Raw genomic sequence first — 19624 nt, forward strand, 5'->3', positions numbered from 1 at the left:
TTCGCCGATGACACGCCGGGCCGGTCGCCGATTTCGCACGTTCGGCGTGTCGTCGGTGGGGGCCACTTGTCGGGGGTCGGTATTACCGTCCGGCCCATGAGCGAGGACAGGACTGAACATGGGTGACTACCAGGGCGATCCGAACGGCCCGATCGTTATCGACTGCGACGACTGCGCGGTGCGCGGTCCCGGCTGCAAGGACTGCGTGATCAGCGTCTTGCTGGGGGTCCCGGACACCCTGTTGGACGACGAGCGCCAGGCACTCGAGGTCCTGGCAGAAGCCGGTCTGGCGCCCCGGCTGCGGCTGGTGCCGATCCACCGGACGCCGAAGCCCGGTGTGGCCTGAACGACACGTGGCGCTGCGCCGGTCGGGTTCCACGCATTGGTAAATTTGTCGCGACCCGATGGACAACGCCGATGCCGTTTCGTAACCTATCTGAGACCTAAAGGCGGTTCGACGGCGGCGCGATAGCCACGTCGAAGGCAGTTTAAGGACACGAAATCTTGACCCTCGACGGATCGCATCGGACGAAGCGTGCTGCCAGCCTGCCCATCCTCGGTGTGGTGACCGGGGCTGTTCTCCTCGGGCTGATGTCCTCCACCGCCACGGCCGATCCGGCCGAGGACGCCGTGGCCAAGCTGAATGATCTCTCCCGCCAGGCCGAACAGGCGGCCGAGGCCATGCACTCGGCGCAGCTCGACCTGAACCAGAAGCTCGATGTGCAGGCCGCCGCCGACCGGCAGCTCACCCAGTCCCAGGCCGACGTCTCCGTCGCGCAGTCGCAGCTCAGCTCGTTCCAGACATCGGTCGACCGGGTCGCCGCGGCCACCTACATGGGCGGCCGGACGGACGGCATGGCCGCCATCCTCACCGCCGAATCGCCGCAGGGCCTCATCGACAAGCTCGCCATGCAGCGCGTGATGGCCACCGAGATGTCGGCGCAGATGACCAACTACAAGCGGCTGGCCGCCGCGGCCAACACCGCGCAGAGCACCGCCGCCAAGTCCGCCGCCGACGCCAGGACAGCGGCCGATGCGGCCAGCGCGGTCAAGGCCGACCTGCAGGCCAAGCAGACCAAACTGCAGCTGCAGATCGCCGTGGTGAAGTCGCAGTACAACATGCTCTCGCCCAACCAGCGGGTGGCCATGGCCGCGCCGGTGCCCGTCGCGGCCGCCCTGCCTCCCGAAGCCCCGCCGCCAGGTGTCGATGTGCTGGCCGCCGCGCCCGAGGCGCTGCCCCCGGCCCCACCGCCGGAGGCCGCCGTGGCACCGGGTGGTGGTGGGGGCACCAGTGAGGGCGCGATCGCCGTCCAGGCCGCACTGACCCGGGTCGGGTCGCCGTACTCCTGGGGTGCTTCGGGACCCGGAGCGTTCGACTGCTCAGGGCTGGTGATGTGGGCGTTCCAGCAAGCCGGGATCGCGCTGCCGCACTCGAGCTATGCGCTGGCCGCCGGCGGCACTCCGGTGTCGCGCGATCAGTTGCAGCCCGGTGACGTCGTCAACTTCTATTCCGACGCCTCCCACACCGGCATCTACGTCGGCGACGGCATGGTGGTGCACGCCTCCACGTACGGCGTGCCCGTGAAGGTGGTGCCGCTTGACGGTGCCGGTCCGTTCTTCAACGCGCGCCGTTACTGACCGTTTCCGCCTGCTGCGGCCCTGGTGGCCGGTGCTGGCGGTTGCGCTGGTCGCCGTCGCGGTCCTGGCCGTGCCGCTCGCCCGGACGGGTCCGCATCTCGGTGCCGCGCCGTCCGGTGAGACGAAAACCGTTGCGCCCGAACATGTTGCGCAACGATCGGTGTCGCCGGTCAACCTCGGCGGCCCCGCGGGTCAGGTGTTGCTGGACCGGGTGTCCGCCGAGGCCGGTCCCGCCGTGGCGGCGGTGCAGGAATTCTGGGGCACCGACTGGGGCCGCGACAGCGCCGGGCCGATCGTCGTGATGTCCACCGGCAGCGCCGCGGAGTTCGCCGCCCGGTCCGGCGCCGGCGGGGAGCGAGCCGACACCGCCGCGGTCGCGGTGGCCGACCGGGTCGACCCGGCTTCCCGGACCGCCGAGGGTCAGCGGATCGTGTTGGCCCCGGGGGCCGCGGCGATGAACCCGGGCGATCTTCGGATCGTGTTCCGCCACGAGCTGTTCCACTACGCGGCACGTGCCGACACGGCACTCGACGCGCCGCGCTGGCTCACCGAGGGGGTGGCCGACTACGTGGCGAGGCCCGCGCCCGCCGCACCCGTCCGGATCGACACCACCCACCTGCCGTCGGACGCGGACTTCACCGGGACGCCCGAGGAGCTGTCCGCGGCCTACGACCGGGCGTGGCTGTTCGCCCGGTTCGTCGCCGACCGCTATGGCGCCCCGGCGCTGCGGCTGCTGTACCTGCGCGGCGCCGGGTACGCGCACGCCGATGCCGCGACCGCGGTGCGCGACGTGCTCGGTACCGGTCCGGACGAGCTGCTCGCCCAGTGGCGGGAGTGGGCCCGCTGATGTCGACCCGGGTTCTGTTGGTCACCAACGACTTTCCGCCTCGCCGCGGCGGCATCCAGTCCTACCTGGAGAATCTCGTCACCCGCCTGGCAGCGACCGGCGATCATGACATCGCGGTGTACGCCCCGCAGTGGAAGGGCGCCCAGGAGTACGACGCGCGGGCGGCGAATCTGCACGTCGTGCGTCATCCCACGTCGCTCATGCTGCCGGTGCCGTCGGTGGAGCGCCGGATGCGCGGGCTCATCCGCGAGCACGACACCGAGGTCGTCTGGTTCGGGGCGGCCGCGCCCCTGGCGCTGTTGGGCCCCAGCGCCCGCCGGGCCGGCGCCGGCCGTGTCGTGGCCAGCACCCATGGACACGAGGTCGGCTGGTCGATGCTGCCCGGAGCGCGCTCGGCGCTGCGCCGGATCGGCGACGGCACCGACGTCATCACCTACATCAGCCGCTATACGCGGGGCCGGTTCGCCGGGGCGTTCGGCCCGCACGCCGCGTTCGAGCACCTCCCGCCCGGCGTCGACCCCGACACCTTTCGGCCCGACCCGGCGGCGCGCGCCGAGCTGCGCGCCCGCTACCGGCTCGGGGAGCGCCCGACCATCGTCTGCGTGTCCCGTCTGGTGCCCCGCAAGGGGCAGGACATGCTGATCCGGGCGTTGCCGGCGATCCGCGAGCGTGTGGACGGCGCGGCGCTGGTGATCGTCGGCGGCGGGCCACATCTGCAGCCGCTGCGAAAGTTGGCCGCCGACAACGGGATCGACGATCATGTGGTCTTCACCGAAGGTGTCCCGTTCGCCGAACTGCCCGCGCACTACACGCTGGGCGACGTGTTCGCGATGCCGTGCCGGACCCGGGGCGCCGGCCTGGACGTCGAAGGGCTGGGGATCGTGTTCCTCGAGGCGTCGGCCACCGGGATCCCCGTGGTGGCCGGCGATTCGGGCGGGGCGCCGGAGGCGGTGCTCGACGGTGAGACGGGGTTCGTCGTCGACGGCCGGAACCTCACCGAGATCACCGACACGATCAGTGCGCTGCTCTGCGACCCCGACACCGCCGCGCGGATGGGCGCCCGCGGACGCCAGTGGATCGACGAGCAGTGGCGGTGGGACACCCTGGCCGCGCGGATGGCCCGACTGCTCTAGTAGGCCGAGCGTGCACAAGAGTCCGCCCGTGACGGCGTGTCCGCGGACTGACACGCACGTTCGCGGAGGAACCTGGGTCAGTCCTTGCGGTAGATCGCGTCGATCTGGTCGGCGAACTTCTCGGCCACGACCTTGCGCTTGACCTTCAGCGTCGGCGTCATCTCACCGGTCTCCTCGGTGAAGTCCACCGGCAGGATCTTGAACTTGCGGATGGCCTCGGCGTGGCTGACGTGGCTGTTGGCCTCCTTCACCGCGCCGTCGATCTCGGCCAGCAGATCCGGATCCTCGGTCAGGTCGGCCACCGACGCGCCGGAGTTCTTGCCGTGGCGTTCCTTCCAGCCCTCGAACGCCTCCGGGTCGATGGTGATCAGCGCGCCGATGAACGGCTGCGCGTCGCCCACCGCCATCGCCTGACTGACCAGTGGGTGGGCCCGCAGACTGTCCTCGAGCACCGCCGGGGCGACGTTCTTGCCGCCGGCGGTCACGATGAGCTCCTTCTTGCGGCCGACGATCTTGAGGAACCCGTCGGAGTCGACCTCGCCGAGATCGCCGGTGTGGAACCAGCCGTCCTGGACCGCCTCGGCGGTCGCCGTGTCGTTCTTCCAGTAGCCGTGGAAGACGACACCACCCTGCACCAGCAGCTCACCGTCGTCGGCGATCCGCATGCTGTTGCCCTCCAACAGCTTTCCGACGGTGCCGGGCTTGATGGCACCGATCTGGTTGACCGTGATGGCCGCGCTGGTCTCGGTCAGGCCGTAGCCCTCGTAGATGGTCAGCCCTACACCGCGGTAGAAGTGGCACAACCGGGCGCCCAGCGGCGCGCCGCCCGAGATGGACGCGACGCAGTCGCCGCCGAGGGCCGCCTTGAGCTTGCCGTACACCAGCTTGTCGAACACCTTGTGCTCGAGCTTGAGCAGCAACCCCGGGCCGCCGGGACGGTCCAGCGCCTCGCTGTAGGCGATCGCGGTCCGGGCGGCGATCCCGAAGATCTTGCCCTTCCCGTCGTTGGCAGCGTTCTGCTCGGCCGTGTTGTAGACCTTCTCGAACACCCGCGGCACCGACACCACGATGGTCGGTTTGAACACCCCGAACATCGGCACGAGATTCTTGATGTCGCTGGTGAAGCCGACGGTCACCTTGTTGTGGAACGCTCCGATGGTGATCGCGCGGGCCAGCACGTGCGCCAGCGGCAGGAACACCAGCAGCCGCTGGCCCTTGTCCAGCAGCGAGGGCAGGGCCGCCTTGGCGCCACGGATCTCGTAGAGCAGGTTGGAATGGGTGAGCTGGCAGCCCTTGGGTCGGCCGGTGGTACCCGAGGTGTAGATCAGGGTGGCCGGGTCGGAGGCCCGGATTCCCTCGACCCGGCGGGTCACCTCGCCGGGATCGACCGCGGCGCCGGCCGCCGTGAGTTCGTCGAGTGCAGCGGGGCCCGACCCGTCGATGGTGAAGTGCCGGCGCAGGTCCGGCAGCCCGCCGGCGAGGTCGGCGATGATGCCGGCATGGGCGTCGGTCTCCGCGAACGCCACCACCGCGCCGGAATCCTGCAACACCCACTGCACCTGATCGGCCGAGGACGTCTCGTAGATGGGAACCGTCAGCGCGCCGACCGACAGGATGGCCATGTCGATGACCGCCCACTCGAAACGGGTCGCGGAGAAGATCGCGACCCGGTCACCGGGCTGCACGCCGAGCGCGATCAATCCCTGTGCGACCGAACGGATCTGGGCCGCCGCTTCGGCGCACGACACATCGATCCAGTTGCCGTCGACCTGGCGCTGGTAGATGGCGAACCCCGGGTCGGTGCGTTCGTGGTCGTAGACGACGGAGACGATGTTGTCGGTCTCGGCGACGTCGAAGGATGCCGAAACACTCAACTCGCGCAAATCGCTGTCCTCCCGTAGTGCGTTGATGAACGCACCCACAGTAGTCCGACCGGGGGCGGCGATGTGACTTCCTTCACGGTTTTGCGGTCGACCGGCTGCCGGCCGGCGGTTCGGATATGTGAAGCTAGCGGGCATGCACAGCATCCAGGTGGCCGACCAGACTTTCGTCGCCGCCGCCGGCGCGAAGGTCGGCGCGGCGATCGCGGATCCGGCCAGGTGGCGGCGGTGGTGGCCGGACCTGCGGCTCGACGTCGTGGAGGACCGGGCCGACAAGGGCATCCGCTGGACGGTGGCCGGGCCGCTGACGGGCACCATGGAGATCTGGCTCGAGACCATGCTCGACGGTGTGATCCTGCACTACTTCCTGCATGCCGAACCGACGGGCGCCGCCCCGGCCGAGGCGGCCGGAATGGACCTGGCAAAACTGACCCATGAGCGCCGCGTCGCGGGCAAACGAATGTCCTTCGAGATCAAGAACGAACTCGAGGCGGGGCGCCCGGTGGGTTCGGCTCCCACGCATTGGATATGAGGGCCAACGGCTGCCCGGGAGGGTAGCGTGGCCGCGAAAGAGACTCCGAGAGGCAAGGCAGCGTTCACGTGGCGGACAAGACCGCGCAGACGATCTTCATCGACGCCGACCCCGGCACGGTGATGGATGTGATCGCCGATATCGGCTCCTACCCCGAGTGGGTCAAGGAGTACAACGACACCGAGGTCCTCGACACCGACGACGGCGGTAATCCGCGTACCGCGCGGCTGGTGCTCGACGCCGCGGTGCTCAAGGACACCATGGTCCTCGAGTACGACTGGCCCGCCGACCGGAAATCGGTCCGCTGGTGGCTGGTGTCCAGTTCGCTGCTCAAAGCTCTGGATGGTGAATATCGCTTGGCGCCCAAAGGATCCGGGACCGAGGTCACCTACGAGCTGTCGGTCGACCTGATGATCCCGATGATCGGGTTGCTCAAGCGCAAGGCCGAACGCCGCCTCACGGACACGGCGCTCAAGGATCTGAAGAAACGAGTCGAGGGCTGACGGAATCCGGCGAGGTCGACACCGGCATCCGGGCCCGCATCAGCCTTTTCGTCGGCAAGGGCGGGGTCGGCAAGTCGACGCTGGCAGCGGCAACCGCGGTGCGCGATGCCCGGTCGGGGCTGCGTGTCCTGCTGGTGTCCACGGATCAGGCGCACTCCCTCGGCGATGTGCTCGGCGTCCCCGTACCGCCCACGGGGGCGTGCGACCCGGTCCGGGTGACGGCCGACCTGTCGGTGGGCGACCCGGCCGGGGGCGGGGGATCGCTGGACGCGCTGGCGCTGGACACCCTGGCGCTGCTCGAGGACCGCTGGCGTCGGACCAGCGGGCAGCTCGCCGCCAGATTTCCCGAGTCCGACGTGGGAGATGTTGCACCGGAAGAGCTTTCGGCGTTCCCCGGCATCCAGGAAGTGCTCGGGCTGGGTGAGGTGGCACGCCTGGCGGAATCCGGCGACTGGGATCACCTGGTGGTGGACTGCGCCTCGACCGCCGACGCACTGCGGATGCTCACCCTGCCTTCGGCCTTCGCCCTGTACCTCGAGCGCGCGTGGCCGCGGCACCGCCGCCTGAGCATCGCGCCCGGCGATGCCCAATCGGTGGCCATTGTGGAGTTGCTGGAGCGCACCGCCGCCGGTCTCGAAGGACTGTCGGCGATGATCACCGACACCGGCGGGGAGGTGGGCGCGCACCTGGTCCTGACGGCCGAGCGGGTGGTAGCGGCCGAGGCCGTCCGCACGCTGGGGTCGTTGGCGCTGCTGGGCGTCGAGGTTCGTGAGTTGATCGTGAATCAGGTTCTGGTACAGGATGATTCGTACGAATACCGCAACCTGCCCGCACATCCCGCATTCGACTGGTACACCGAGCGGATCGCCGAGCAGCAGTCGGTGCTCGACGAGCTCGGCGCCGGCACCGGGGATGTCGGACTGGTGCTGGTGCCGCACCTGGCCGGCGAACCGATCGGGCCCAAGGCGCTGGCGGAACTCCTGGACTGTGCCCGCCGGCGCGGCAGTGCGGCGCCGCCCGGGCCGCTGCGGGCCGTGGTCGACCTGGAATCGGGCACGGGACTGGACTCGGTCTACCGGATGCGGCTGCAGCTGCCTCCGCTGGATCCGTCCGCGCTGGGGACCCTTCAACTGGGCCGGGTGGACGACGATCTCATCGTCGCCGTCGGGGGGCTGCGCCGGCGCGTGCGGTTGGCCTCGGTGCTGCGCCGGTGCACCGTCAGCGGGGCCCAGCTCAAGGGTGACCAGCTGACCGTGCGCTTCCGGCCGAACCCGGACGTCTGGCCGAAGGCGGGTGGGCAGTGAGCGGCCCGGGGGCACCCGGTCACGGCGACCTGGGTCCCGAGCTGCGCCAGCTCGCCCAGGAGATCCTCGACCGGCTCGATCCCGCGGTGCGATCGATGGCAGCCCTGATGGCCGCGCGTTCCGGCGGTGAACCCGGTCGCTGCCAACAGGTCTGGTGTCCGGTGTGCGCGCTGGCCGCGGTGGCAACCGGTGAGGAGCATCCGTTGCTGACGGTGGTCGCCGACCACAGCGTGAGCCTGCTGACCGTGCTGCGCGGACTGCTCGCCGAGTCCGGGGCCACGGCCCCCGAACCAGATCCGGATCCCGACCCCGCTCCACCCCCGGTCGGGGGCCCCCCCTCGGGGAATGGCCGCTATCAGCACATTCCCATCACGTTCGAGGATTGAGCCCGGCCCGTCGCTGTGGTGGCTCTCACCGAGGGTCGGTAAGGTTGGCGCAAAGCACCGCCGGTGCAGCCCGACTGGAGGACCCATGTGGTACTGGTTGTTCAAATACATCTTCATGGGTCCGCTGCTGTCCCTGCTCGGCCGTCCGAAAGTTGAAGGCCTGGAACATATTCCGGCGGACGGTCCGGCGATCCTGGCCAGCAACCACCTGGCCGTCGCCGACAGCTTCTACCTACCACTGGTCGCGCCCCGCCGGATCACCTTCCTGGCAAAGCAGGAGTACTTCACCGGCACCGGGCTCAAGGGCCGGGCGATCGCCTGGTTCTACACCGTTGCGGGACAGGTACCGATCGACCGGACCGATGCCGACTCGGCACAGGCCGCGCTGACCACCGCCGAGCGGATCCTGTCCGAGGGCAAACTGCTGGGCATGTACCCCGAGGGCACCCGGTCGCCGGACGGCCGGCTGTACAAGGGCAAGACGGGGCTGGCCCGGCTGGCCCTGCAGACCGGCGTTCCGGTGATCCCGGTCGCGATGGTCGGCACCGACGTCGTCAATCCGCCGGGGTCCAAGATGTGGCGGTTCGGCCGCGTCACCGTCCGCATCGGGAAGCCGATGGATTTCAGCCGGTTCGACGGACTGGCCGGCAACCGGTTCATCGAGCGTGCCGTCATCGACGAGGTGGTCTACGAGCTGATGCAGCTCTCCGGCCAGGAATACGTCGACATCTACGCCGCCAGCCTCAAAGAGGATGCAACGCCGGGGCCGGGGTCTGCTGCGGGCCAGCCGCCGGCCCGGGTCCCGCAGACAGCGGCCGGCTGACCTCCGGTCGCGCGGCGGTCAGCCCGGACACCAGGATCACCGCCAGCGCCCACCACAGGTAGGAAGCGCCGACGAGCTGGCGCCACAGCTGCGCCTGTGCCTCGTGGTGCTGGGGCATCAGGTCGATCGGCGTCCACACCATCAGCGCCGCGCCGGCCAGCGTCAGCAACCCCAGCGCGGCATCGCGCTTCCGGTACCCGACCACCGCGGTGACGATCAGCGTCGGCAGTGTCCACACCCAATGGTGCGACCACGACACCGGTGAGACCGCGAGGCCCAACATCGCCACGCAGATGAGGGCCAGCACCGGCCCCGAGTCGCCGCCGCTGCGCAGCAGCCTGCGCGCCGCCCACACGGTCAGGGCCAGCACCAGCACGCACGCGGCCGCCCACAGCACGAAGTGGGCGCCCTCGCCGAGCCCCAGCCGGGCCAGCGCCGCGGCGATGTTCTGATTGGTGTTCAGCGTGGCGTTCCCGATCCGGTCGGTGTCGCGGATGGTGGTGGTCCAGTACTCCAGGGAATCGCGCCAGGCGAGCAGGAACCCGACGAACGTCGCGCCGGCGAACGAGACCAGTGTGGTCGCCACGGCGCGGCCATCGCGACGGACCACGAAATACACCAGGAACACCGCGGGCGTCAGCTTGAGTGCGATGGCCAGTCCGAGCAGCAGGCCACGCGGCCAGCGGGTACGCCGGGTGACCGTATCGGCCAGCACCAGCGTCATCAGCACCGCGTTGATCTGGCCGAAGTCGAAGTTCGACCGCACCGGCTCGAGGTAGATCACCGCCGGTGCGACCAGTGCGAACGCGATGAAGAGCCGACGCACCCAGGCGGGATCGCGGGTGACGGCGGACCAGCCCGGGCCGCCGCAGACGTCGAGTCGGGTGAGCACGATGAGCGTGGAGACCACCAGCAGCACCAGGGTGATGGCGGTGATGGTGGCACTGGCCGCGGGCAGGGACAGTAGAGCGAACGGGGCGAACACGATGGCCGACAGCGGGGGATAGGTGAACGGCAGGTCCGCGCCCGCCTGGGTGTGGAACGACGTCTCACCGGAGTACAACGGCTGTCCGTCGAGCCAGCACCGGCCGCCCATCCGGTACACGTCGATGTCGATCCGGTAGGGCGTGTGGCCCAGCAGCCGCCAGCCGGCATACCCGAAAGCGACGGCCGCGCACAGCTGGAACACCCGCCAGGCAAAGATTTTCATGACCCGAACAGCCTATCGGTGCGCCGGTGTGTCGGCGCCCACCTCGACCCTCGACTTCACCGCGTGCCTCGCCGATTGCCGCGAGGCCAACTCGGATCGCAAGATCCACGTGGCCGGTGCGCAGGCTCGATAGGGTGTCCGGCGTGCGGTTCTTCTACGACACCGAGTTCATCGACAACGGCCGGACGATCGAGCTCATCTCGATCGGCGTGGCCGCCGAGGACGGCCGCGAATATTACGCTGTGTCAACGGAATTCCCTGGCGAGCAAGCCGGCAACTGGGTCAAGACCCATGTGCTGCCCAAACTCCCGCCGCCGTCGTCGCAGCTGTGGCGCTCCCGGCGGCGCATCCGGGAGGACCTCGAGGAGTTCTTCGGCATCGACGGTGACGAGCCGATCGAGCTCTGGGCCTGGGTGGCCGCCTACGACCATGTGGCGCTGTGTCAGCTGTGGGGGCCGATGACGCATCTGCCGCCGCAGATCCCGAGGTTCACCCGCGAGCTGCGTCAGTACTGGGAGGACCGCGGGTCCCCGCGCATGCCGCCGCGGCCCCGCGACACCCACGACGCCCTCGTCGACGCCCGGCACAACCTGCGCCGATTCGAGGTGATGACCGAACTGGACGCGAGGGCGGCCGGCTGGGGAACGGTCCAGGGAAGGGGCTGAGCTGCAGGTCTGCCCGGTCAGCGGTGGTAAAACCACCCGTTCTGCCCGGTTACCATGGACGGGTGAACTGGACCGTCGACGTACCCATCGAGCAGCTGCCGGCCCTGCCGCCGCTGCCTGACGACCTGCGCCAGCGGCTGGACGACGCCCTGGCCAGGCCGGCCGCTCAACAGCCGAGCTGGGACCCCGATCAGGCCGCGGCGATCCGCACCGTGCTGGAGAGCGTCCCGCCCGTCACCGTTCCGTCGGAGATCGAGAAGCTGCAGGGCCAGCTGGCCGCCGTCGCCCGTGGTGAGGCGTTCCTGCTGCAGGGCGGCGACTGCGCCGAGACCTTCGCCGACAACACCGAGCCGCACATCCGCGCCAATATCCGCACGCTGCTGCAGATGGCCGTCGTGCTGACCTACGGCTCGAGCATGCCCGTCATCAAGCTGGCCCGCATCGCCGGGCAGTACGCCAAGCCCCGCTCATCGGACATCGACGCACTGGGCCTGAAGTCCTACCGCGGCGACATGGTCAACGGGTTCGCGCCCGACGCCGCCGTGCGTGATCACGATCCGTCGCGACTGGTGCGCGCGTACGCCAACGCCAGCGCCGCGATGAACCTGGTTCGCGCCCTGACGTCGTCGGGTATGGCCTCGTTGCACCTGGTGCACGACTGGAACCGGGAGTTCGTCCGGACCTCGCCGGCCGGGGCGCGCTACGAGGCGCTGGCCGGCGAGATCGACCGGGGCCTGCGATTCATGAGTGCGTGCGGGGTCAACGACCGCAATCTGGACACCGCCGAGATCTTCGCCAGCCATGAGGCGCTGGTGCTCGACTACGAGCGCGCCATGCTGCGGCTGGCGGATTCCCTGGAGAGCCCCGGCGCGGAGGCAAAGCTCTACGACCTGTCGGCGCACTACGTGTGGATCGGTGAGCGCACCCGTCAGCTCGACGGCGCGCACATCGCGTTCGCCGAGGTGATCGCCAACCCGATCGGGGTCAAGATCGGTCCCAGCACGTCGCCGGAGCTGGCGGTCGAGTACGTCGAGCGGCTCGACCCGCACAACAAGCCGGGCCGCCTGACCCTGGTCAGCCGGATGGGCAACGGCAAGATCCGCGACGTGCTGCCGCCCATCATCGAGAAGGTGCAGGCATCCGGGCACCAGGTGATCTGGCAGTGCGACCCGATGCACGGCAACACTCACGAGTCCTCGACCGGGTACAAGACCCGCCACTTCGACCGCATCGTCGACGAAGTGCAGGGCTTCTTCGAGGTGCACCGCGCGCTGGGCACCCACCCGGGCGGCATCCACGTCGAGATCACCGGTGAGAACGTCACCGAATGTCTCGGTGGGGCACAGGACATTTCGGACGACGACCTGGCCGGCCGGTACGAGACGGCCTGCGATCCGCGACTGAACACCCAGCAGTCACTGGAGCTGGCGTTCCTGGTCGCGGAGATGCTGCGCGACTGACCTTCTTTCACGCCGAGCGTGCGTGTTGGTCCGCAACACGCCGGGCCCGTGCGTACTTCTGTGCACCCTCGCCGGAGGATGGACGTCAGCCGATCAGTCCGTCGACGTGGGTGCCGAGCTGCCACGCGCCGGCGGCCACCCCGACGGTCAGCAGGATCACGACCAGCAGCCAGATGACCGTCCGGCGCCGGGCCCGTTGCCGCGCCCAGGCCAGCTCGTCCATCGAAACTCCGGCGAAATGGCTTGCACCGGAATGTGTTTCGCTGTCTTCGTCAGCCCCCGCGGGATTCCAGTCGTCCGGCCCGCGGGTCATCGCCAGGGTGGGCCGGCGCGCCGCGGCGGGCTTCGGGGCGCCGCCCGCGACGGAGACCCGCGCCGGCGGGGTTTCGGGCGCTCGCCGGCCGACGGTCTGGCGCTCGTCGACCCGGCCGGTCGGCAGTGCCGCCGACGGATGCGGGACGGCCCGGTGCGGCGCGGGCACGCGGAACGGCGGCAGGCTCAGCTCGGCGGTCACCGCGTCGACCGCTTCGGCCATCTCCGCGGCGTCGGCGTACCGGGCGGGGGCGTCGCGGGCGGTGGCCCGGGCCACCAGCCCGTCGAACTGCGGGGGCACCCCGGCGATGGCGGCACTCGGCGGCGGGACGTCCTGATCCAGCCGCATGTAGGCCACCGCGAGCGGGTTGTCCCCGGCAAAAGGTGTTGTGCCGGTGAGTAATTCGTAGGTCAGGATGCCGAGCGAATACACGTCGCTGCGTGGGGTCGCATCCCCGGTGCTGACCTGCTCGGGTGACAGGTAGGCCGCGGTTCCCAGGATGACGCTGGTCGATGTGATGCCGGCCTGCGCGAGCGCGCGCACCAGGCCGAAGTCGGCCAGTTTGACCTCACCGCGCTCGGAGATCAGGACGTTCTCGGGTTTGAGGTCGCGGTGCACCAGGCCGCCGCGGTGCGCGACCGCCAGCCCGCGCAGCACCGGCCGCAGCACCGCGACCACCGCGTGCGGCGGCATCGGGCCGCGTTCGCGCAACAGCTCGCGCAGCGTGCCGCCCTCGACCAGTTCCATCACCAGATAGGGGTGACGCGCGTCCATGCCCTGGTCGAACACGGCCACCAGACGGGGGTCCGACAGCCGGGCCGCCGCGCGTGCCTCCAGCTTGAAACGGGTCAGGAACTGCTGGTCGCCGGCGTACCGTGCGTCCATCACCTTGACCGCTACCGGCCGGTCCAGCCGGGTGTCCAGCCCGCGGTACACCGTGGACATCCCGCCGGTGGCAATCGGGCCCTGCAGCAGGTACCGCCCGTCGAGGAGGATTCCCTCCAACGGCCCGTCCGCCCGGCTGACGCTCACCGGAGCCATCGTAGGACCCGACCCATCGGCGGGGGTCGTGCCGTGTCCGCATCGGAATTAAACTGACGCGGTGAGCAGCATCCCGACCGGAGACGACGTACTCGAGGCCGCCGAACCGGTACTGGCCCTACCCGATGTCGCGGCCAAGCTGCGGATCCCGATCACCAAGGTGCATCAGCAGTTGCGCGACGGGCATCTGATCGCGCTGCGCCGCGACGGCACGGTGGTGGTGCCGACGGCGTTCTTCACCGAGTCCGGTGCGCTGATCAAGTCGTTGCCCGGCCTGCTGGCGGTGCTGCGCGACGGGGGATACGGGGACACCGAGATCCTGCGCTGGCTGTTCACCCCGGATCCGTCGCTGACCCTGACCTTCGACGGCTCCCGCGAATCCACCGCCAACGCCCGGCCCGTGGACGCACTGAAGTCCCATCAGGCGCGCGAGATCGTGCGTCGCGCGCAGGCCCTGGCGTACTAGTTCCTACGTCTCGCCGAGTTCGTGCCCGGGCGCGAACCGTTTGGGGAAGCGATCCGGCCGCAGCAGCGCGTACCACGCCGCCACGGCGCACGCGGTCGCCAGTGCGACGTGGATCAGCGAGTACATGCCGTGGGAGCCGTCCGGCTTGAAGATCACCATGATCCAGGTGGAGAAGCCGGCGATGGCCGCGATCCAGGTCCGCGACTGCGTCAGTGCGGACATCACCGCCAGCGGCCAGGTGTAGTACCACGGCAGCGCGGCCGGCACGAACAGGACCACCACCGCCATCGCCCAGGCGATCCCGACCAGCGCCTCCCGGTCGGTGTGCCGGAAGCGCCACCACAGCAGCGGCAGGCTCACGGCGATCACCCCGACGCCGATCGTCCGCGTGACGTCGAGCACCGCATAGAAGTTCACCGGGAAGAACAGTCCGCCAATGGCATTGGTCATGTTGGCCACCGCGGTCGGGATGGTCAGCCAGTTGACGATCTTGACCGAGCCGGCCAGTGCGGTGAGCCAGCCCAGGCCCACATCGGCCAGCCAGGACAACACGGCGAACACCGCGATGAAGATCGCCACGGACGCCACGCCGGCGGTCAGGAACGCCGGGACGGTCCGCATGGGCCGGCGTGACGAATCGCGCAACTGCCGCATCCATACCCAGACCAGGAACGGAAGTGCAAGTCCCGCTGTCGCTTTGACCGCCACGGCCGTGGCCACCAGTGCGATGCCGGGCACCGGATGCCGGTAGAGCGTGAGTGCGATCCCGGCCATCATGAGGCCCACCATGAGCATCTCGTTGTGCACGCCGCCCATCAGGTGGATGATCACCAGCGGGTTGAGTGCGCAGATCCACAGCGCGGTGGCGCCGTTGGCACCGACCTTGCGGGCGATCCGCGGTGCGGCCCACAGCAGCAGCACCAGGCCGGGCAGCATGCACAGTCGCAGCAGCATGGTCCCCGCGATGACGTTGTTGCCCACCAGCATGGTCACGAACCGGGCCACCAGGATGAACGCCGGGCCGTACGGTGCGGTGGTGGTGGTCCAGATCGGACTCACGTTGTCCAACAAGATGTTCGGGTTCTCGACCGGGCCGACGACGTACGGATCGAGGCCGTCGCGCAGGAGCGCTCCCTGCGCGAGGTAGGAGTAGGTGTCGCGGCTGAACACCGGCACCGACAGCAGCAGGGGAGCCAGCCAGAACCAGGTGGTGGTCACCATCGTGCGTTCGTCGGCCTGGCCGTCGGCCACCCGCCGGCCGAGCCAGAGCCAGGCGAACAGCATGACCGCGACCCCGCCCCACAGCAGCAGCGACGAGAAGACCAGGCCGTGACCGAACCGCAGCCACGACAGGTGCAGTGATTCCAGCAGCGGGTCGTGGATCCGGGTGCTGCCGGCGCCCAGTCCGCCGGCGGTGATGAGCAGCGCCCCGAGCAGCCCCAGCAATGCCGGGCGCGCCGCGTCCGTGCCCGTGAACGTGGCCAGTCGGGCCAGCGATCGCGGCCGGTGCTGCGGAATCTGGGTCGACATCGGTTCAGGAGCTCCGGTTGCCCGCCAGGCGCGCCATTTCGGCCAGGCCACGGGCCGCGGTCGGGTCGATCGGTGCCGCGGCGAGCGCGGCCAGCGCGCGATCGGTCAGCGTCGCGATCCGTGCTTCGACGGCGGCCAGCGCACCCACCGATTCGATGACCCCGGACAGTTCGGCGACCTGGGCGTCGTCGAGTTCGGTACCCACCGATCGGCGCAGCAGCTCGGCGGCCGCCGGATCGGATCGGTCGGCCCGTTCGATGGCTTCGGCCAGCAGCACGGTGCGTTTGCCGGAGCGCAGGTCGTCACCCGACGGTTTGCCCGTGACGGCGGGGTCGCCGAACACCCCGAGGACGTCGTCGCGCAGCTGGAAGGCGATCCCGAGTTCGGTGCCGACCTCGCCGAACACCGCCTGGACATCGGGCCGATCGGCGGCGGCCGCGACTCCCAGCTGCAGTGGCCGGGTCACGGTGTAGGAGGCCGTCTTGAAGGTGTTGACCCGCATCGCCGATTCGATGGTGTCGGCGGCGCTGGATTCGGCGACGATGTCGAGGTACTGCCCGCCGAGCACCTCGGTCCGGATGTCGGACCACACCCGGCGGACCCGCACGCGCGCCTGGTCGGGCAGCGCGGCCGTGGCGACGATGTCGTCGGCCCACACCAGCGCGAGGTCACCGAGCAGGATCGCCGCGGAGATGCCGAACTGGGCGGGGGAGCCGCGCCAGGCCCGGCTGCGGTGCATGTCCTCGAAACGGACGTGCACGGTCGGCATTCCGCGGCGCGTGCTCGACGCGTCGATCACGTCGTCGTGCACCAGGGCGCAGGCCTGCAGCAGTTCCAGCGCAGAGAACAGTCGCATCGCCTCGGGGGGAACGCCTTCGGGTCCCGGGACGGTGGCCACCGACCGCCAGCCCCAGTACGCGAACGCGGGCCGCACGCGCTTGCCGCCGCGCAGGACGAAGTCCTCGAGCACCGTCAGCAGCACCTCGTGGTCCGCGCCGATGTAGGCCGACCCGGCGCGGCGTTCGGCCAGATACTCGCGCAATTGATCGGTGACTGCCGCGGCCAGTTCGGCGGCCGAGGGTACCGCTGTGTCGACGCTCAGCGCCGCGCCCCTTTCTGTTCGGTCGTCAACTCTGGTCGGCGGTCTCGGTCGAGCGGTCCCGGGCCAGCCACGCCAGCGCCGCAACGATGGCCGACACGATGATCGACGCGATGCCGACGACCCATGCGCCGCTGACGAAGGACCGGGTGCTGGGGTCGGTGTAGCGCGCTTGGGCGGTCATGGTGTTGACGATCCCGGGCTTGAGGGCCCACTGGACGGAGTCGGTGCTGACGCGTTCGCCGTTGGTGGAGGTGACCTCGCCCGGGAAATTCACCGTGAGGTCCACCTGAGCGTCGGGGTCGGTGACCAGGGTGAGATCGACCCGGCCTTCGAGCAGCACCAGATTTCCGGCCCGACGCAGCGTCAGGTCCACGCCGGCCGCGTCGGGGTTCATGTTGGCCAGTTGCGGCACTTCGGCGAACGTCAGGTCCGAGAACACCGCCTGGGATCCGACAAAGCCCTCCTCGCTGTATCGCGACACCGCGACCTTCTGCGGGAACGGCAGATTCGTGTCGAGCTGGGGACCCTTGTCGTCGTCGCCCCGCGGTTTGGCCGCGGTGATGATCTGACCGGACACGGTGTCGTCGGGCGAGACCGTCATCGACGCGCGCACGCGCAGGCAACCCGCCAGCACGGGCGCGACGACCAGCATCAACACGAGCAGGGCTACCGCGCGCAGGCGCCGAGGGCGGTTGGACATTCGGTCATCGTGCCAGATCAACGCCGGAAACCGGCACCGATAGCGGCAGTGCCCGGCCGAGCACCGCGAAGGGGCGCGGGTCGCCGGCGAACTGGTAGTCGCGGATGACGTCGCCGAAGCCGAGTCGGCGGTACAGCCGCCAGGCACGGTTGCCCTCGCCGTTGACCTCCGGTGTCGACAGCAGCACGAACGCTTCGTCCCGGTTGTCCAGCAGTCGGCGGGTCAGTGCTTCGCCCAGGCCGTGGCCCTGCGCGTCGGGGCGGATGTGCAGTTCGGTCAGTTCGAAATAGCTCGACGTCAGGCGACGGATCTCGGCGTCGGGCAGGCCGGCCCGGTGCAGGCCCTGGACCACCTGCTGCTGCCACCACTGATCGGGTGCCCCGCAGTAGCCGTAGGCGACGCCGAGCAGGGGGGCATCGGCCAGTGCGGACGGGTCGGCCCCGTCGGCGGTATCACTCGGAGCCACCGCCGCGACGGCCTTCCAGCCGCTGCGCTTGGTGTGTTCGAGCCACATCGAGGCACGGTTGTCCTCGGTGCCGCGCGGGTAACGCATCGCATCGACGTACACCGAGAGCGCCTCGCCGAGGCGTCGCCGCATGTCCTGCGGGGACAGGTCGATGAGGTACGTCGCCAATGCCGGTTCCCTCCGTCTGGTTCCGGGCCCATTATCGCCGCCGGCAACGCCGGTGCGGGCAGGCACCTCATGGCGCGGACGACGGGCCGGCCGGAACACCCCCTGGACGCCGATGGACGTCGCCAAAGACCGTAGAATCGGCTGTCGAACTAGGTGGTACGGCATACGTTCTGCTCGTATCATCGTGTTAGTCGCCCGTATCCTCGGGCGTATCAGTGTTTTCGCAGGCCCTTGACCCGGCCCGAAACCCGGCCCGAAACCCGGCAAGGAGGGACGAATGCCACTCTCCGAGCACGAGCAGCGCATGCTCGACCAGATCGAGAGCGCGCTGTATGCGGAAGACCCCAAGTTCGCCTCCAGCGTGCGCGGCGGGTCTTTCCGGGCTCCCTCGGCCCGGCGGCGCCTCAAGGGTGCCGGGCTGTTCGTGGCGGGGTTGGCGATGCTGATCGCCGGTGTTCCGTTCTACTCCCAGAATCACCTCTTCCTGATCCTGAGCGTGCTCGGGTTCATCGCGATGTTCGCCGGCGCCGTGATCGCGGTGACCGGCCCGCGGGTGTCGGGTAACGGCAAGAGCGCGCCGCTGCCGGGTGGCGCCCGGTCGCGCAAGCCTCGTTCTGGCGGCTCGTTCACCAGTCGCATGGAGGACAGGTTCCGCCGGCGGTTCGACGAATAACGCCAGGTCGTAGGTAGGACAAGGGACAGCTTCGGCTGTCCCTTCTGCTGTTTGTGCGCACGGCAAGCCCCCGGCGCCGGCCGAATGCTCCCCACTTCGCCCCACCGGGGCGGCTTCCCGGTTAGTTGATCGGCTTGACCTGTGCCTTTGTCGGTAGCTGCGTTCGTTCCAGCACCCGCAATTCCGCAGCCGATCCAGGGCTGACGCCGAAGGTGGGGCAGACACGCAGTTCTGTGGTGTGAATTGGAGCAAAGTGGGGGATTGTGGGGTATGGTGGCAGCTAACGGAACGACCGAGGTTCCGGGGCACCAACCGGGGATGGACGTAAGAGCTAGGAGATGTGCACAGCATGTTTCTCGGCACTTACACACCCAAGCTCGACGACAAGGGCCGGCTCACACTGCCGGCCAAGTTCCGCGAAGCACTCGCAGGGGGGTTGATGGTGGCGAAGAGCCAGGACCACAGCCTCGCGGTCTACCCCCGGGCCGAATTCGAGGAGCGGGCCCGTCGCGCGGTCGAGAAGGCGAAGTCGAACCAGGACGCCCGGGCCGAATTGCGTGTTTTCGCCGCGGGCGCCGACGAACAGCTCCCCGACGCGCAGGGCCGGATCACCCTGCCGGCCGACCTGCGCCGCTACGCCGACCTGTCCCGCGAGTGTGTGGTGATCGGCGCCGTCGACTACCTCGAAATCTGGAACGCCGAGTCCTGGCAGTCCTACCAACAGACCCATGAGGAGCAGTTCTCCGCCGCCGGCGACGAAGCACTCGGCGACAGTGCTTGACAC

22 protein-coding genes are annotated in these 19624 nt (G+C 69.5%); 15 read left to right on the forward strand and 7 right to left on the reverse strand.

The annotated features are described in order from the left end of the window. Nucleotides 1-118 precede the first annotated feature (118 nt). The 4 genes from U0R18_RS00355 (at nucleotide 119) to U0R18_RS00370 (ending at nucleotide 3618) form a co-directional block, all read left to right on the forward strand. Nucleotides 119-346, forward strand: coding sequence for a hypothetical protein (locus tag U0R18_RS00355; RefSeq protein ID WP_526364818.1), 228 nt, complete (start codon nucleotides 119-121; stop codon nucleotides 344-346). Between the two features lie 158 nt (nucleotides 347-504). Further along, on the forward strand, nucleotides 505-1638 hold the full coding sequence (ripC, locus tag U0R18_RS00360; protein WP_526364820.1) for a peptidoglycan hydrolase RipC: 1134 nt from the start codon (nucleotides 505-507) through the stop codon (nucleotides 1636-1638). Between the two features lie 31 nt (nucleotides 1639-1669). Next, the gene (locus tag U0R18_RS00365) at nucleotides 1670-2485 is read left to right on the forward strand and encodes a hypothetical protein (protein WP_526364822.1); all 816 of its coding nucleotides are present in this window, start codon (nucleotides 1670-1672) and stop codon (nucleotides 2483-2485) included. Further along, complete coding sequence (locus tag U0R18_RS00370) at nucleotides 2485-3618, forward strand: glycosyltransferase family 4 protein (RefSeq protein ID WP_526364824.1); 1134 nt, start codon at nucleotides 2485-2487, stop codon at nucleotides 3616-3618. Before U0R18_RS00365 ends, U0R18_RS00370 begins: the two co-directional genes overlap by 1 nt. 77 nt (nucleotides 3619-3695) lie before the next feature. Here the strand turns inward: U0R18_RS00370 and U0R18_RS00375 are convergent, their stop codons facing one another. Further along, entirely contained in the window at nucleotides 3696-5501 is a 1806-nt protein-coding gene (locus tag U0R18_RS00375; RefSeq protein ID WP_526364826.1) for an AMP-dependent synthetase/ligase, read from the reverse strand. Between the two features lie 133 nt (nucleotides 5502-5634). Between U0R18_RS00375 and U0R18_RS00380 the strand changes: the two genes are divergently transcribed. The 5 genes from U0R18_RS00380 to U0R18_RS00400 all read left to right on the forward strand — a co-directional run bounded on the left by U0R18_RS00380 (nucleotide 5635) and on the right by U0R18_RS00400 (nucleotide 9046). Beyond that, nucleotides 5635-6030: a polyketide cyclase / dehydrase and lipid transport gene (locus U0R18_RS00380; protein WP_526364828.1), complete on the forward strand. Its 396-nt coding sequence runs from the start codon at nucleotides 5635-5637 to the stop codon at nucleotides 6028-6030. 68 nt (nucleotides 6031-6098) lie between these two features. Then, nucleotides 6099-6533 carry an SRPBCC family protein gene (locus tag U0R18_RS00385; protein WP_526364830.1) on the forward strand — a complete coding sequence of 145 codons (435 nt, stop codon included), beginning with the start codon at nucleotides 6099-6101 and terminating at the stop codon, nucleotides 6531-6533. Next, entirely contained in the window at nucleotides 6530-7837 is a 1308-nt protein-coding gene (locus U0R18_RS00390) for an ArsA family ATPase (RefSeq protein WP_526367323.1), read from the forward strand. Before U0R18_RS00385 ends, U0R18_RS00390 begins: the two co-directional genes overlap by 4 nt. After that, nucleotides 7834-8223 carry a hypothetical protein gene (locus U0R18_RS00395; protein WP_526364832.1) on the forward strand — a complete coding sequence of 130 codons (390 nt, stop codon included), beginning with the start codon at nucleotides 7834-7836 and terminating at the stop codon, nucleotides 8221-8223. The genes U0R18_RS00390 and U0R18_RS00395 overlap by 4 nt, the downstream gene beginning before the upstream one ends. A gap of 85 nt (nucleotides 8224-8308) precedes the next feature. Further along, a complete protein-coding gene (locus U0R18_RS00400; protein ID WP_526364834.1) occupies nucleotides 8309-9046 on the forward strand; it encodes a lysophospholipid acyltransferase family protein in 738 nt (245 codons plus the stop codon). Here the strand turns inward: U0R18_RS00400 and U0R18_RS00405 are convergent. Beyond that, entirely contained in the window at nucleotides 8967-10256 is a 1290-nt protein-coding gene (locus U0R18_RS00405; protein ID WP_526364836.1) for a glycosyltransferase 87 family protein, read from the reverse strand. The genes U0R18_RS00400 and U0R18_RS00405 overlap by 80 nt on opposite strands. Here U0R18_RS00405 and U0R18_RS00410 point away from each other — a divergent pair. The 3 genes from U0R18_RS00410 to U0R18_RS00420 all read left to right on the forward strand — a co-directional run bounded on the left by U0R18_RS00410 (nucleotide 10255) and on the right by U0R18_RS00420 (nucleotide 12381). Continuing rightward, entirely contained in the window at nucleotides 10255-10389 is a 135-nt protein-coding gene (locus U0R18_RS00410) for a hypothetical protein (protein ID WP_526364838.1), read from the forward strand. The two genes, U0R18_RS00405 and U0R18_RS00410, sit on opposite strands and share 2 nt — an antisense overlap. Nucleotides 10390-10399: 10 nt before the next feature. Continuing rightward, nucleotides 10400-10921, forward strand: coding sequence for a polyadenylate-specific 3'-exoribonuclease AS (locus U0R18_RS00415; protein WP_526364840.1), 522 nt, complete (start codon nucleotides 10400-10402; stop codon nucleotides 10919-10921). A gap of 62 nt (nucleotides 10922-10983) precedes the next feature. Beyond that, nucleotides 10984-12381 (forward strand): class II 3-deoxy-7-phosphoheptulonate synthase, encoded by a 1398-nt coding sequence (locus U0R18_RS00420; protein WP_526364842.1) that lies wholly within the window; start codon nucleotides 10984-10986, stop codon nucleotides 12379-12381. A gap of 85 nt (nucleotides 12382-12466) precedes the next feature. Here U0R18_RS00420 and U0R18_RS00425 read toward each other — a convergent pair whose 3' ends face one another. Next, entirely contained in the window at nucleotides 12467-13735 is a 1269-nt protein-coding gene (locus U0R18_RS00425; RefSeq protein WP_526364844.1) for a protein kinase domain-containing protein, read from the reverse strand. A 61-nt stretch (nucleotides 13736-13796) separates the two neighbouring features. Between U0R18_RS00425 and U0R18_RS00430 the strand changes: the two genes are divergently transcribed. Then, nucleotides 13797-14201 (forward strand): Rv2175c family DNA-binding protein, encoded by a 405-nt coding sequence (locus U0R18_RS00430; RefSeq protein WP_526364846.1) that lies wholly within the window; start codon nucleotides 13797-13799, stop codon nucleotides 14199-14201. Between the two features lie 3 nt (nucleotides 14202-14204). Here U0R18_RS00430 and U0R18_RS00435 read toward each other — a convergent pair whose 3' ends face one another. From U0R18_RS00435 to U0R18_RS00450, 4 genes are all read right to left on the reverse strand, one after another. Continuing rightward, complete coding sequence (locus tag U0R18_RS00435) at nucleotides 14205-15731, reverse strand: alpha-(1->6)-mannopyranosyltransferase A (RefSeq protein ID WP_526364848.1); 1527 nt, start codon at nucleotides 15729-15731, stop codon at nucleotides 14205-14207. Between the two features lie 4 nt (nucleotides 15732-15735). Then, entirely contained in the window at nucleotides 15736-16797 is a 1062-nt protein-coding gene (gene idsA2 / locus U0R18_RS00440) for a bifunctional (2E,6E)-farnesyl/geranyl diphosphate synthase (RefSeq protein ID WP_526367325.1), read from the reverse strand. 61 nt (nucleotides 16798-16858) lie between these two features. Continuing rightward, complete coding sequence (locus U0R18_RS00445; RefSeq protein WP_526364850.1) at nucleotides 16859-17533, reverse strand: LppM family (lipo)protein; 675 nt, start codon at nucleotides 17531-17533, stop codon at nucleotides 16859-16861. 4 nt (nucleotides 17534-17537) lie between these two features. Next, nucleotides 17538-18167 (reverse strand): GNAT family N-acetyltransferase, encoded by a 630-nt coding sequence (locus U0R18_RS00450; RefSeq protein WP_526364852.1) that lies wholly within the window; start codon nucleotides 18165-18167, stop codon nucleotides 17538-17540. A gap of 277 nt (nucleotides 18168-18444) precedes the next feature. Between U0R18_RS00450 and U0R18_RS00455 the strand changes: the two genes are divergently transcribed. Together U0R18_RS00455 and mraZ are read left to right on the forward strand one after the other, a co-directional pair. Beyond that, nucleotides 18445-18840, forward strand: coding sequence for an SCO2097 family morphological protein (locus tag U0R18_RS00455; RefSeq protein WP_526364854.1), 396 nt, complete (start codon nucleotides 18445-18447; stop codon nucleotides 18838-18840). Between the two features lie 349 nt (nucleotides 18841-19189). Continuing rightward, entirely contained in the window at nucleotides 19190-19621 is a 432-nt protein-coding gene (gene mraZ / locus U0R18_RS00460; RefSeq protein WP_526364856.1) for a division/cell wall cluster transcriptional repressor MraZ, read from the forward strand. Nucleotides 19622-19624: the final 3 nt, after the last annotated feature.

The organism is Mycobacterium sp. (assembly GCF_046330795.1).
GTDB lineage: Bacteria > Actinomycetota > Actinomycetes > Mycobacteriales > Mycobacteriaceae > Mycobacterium.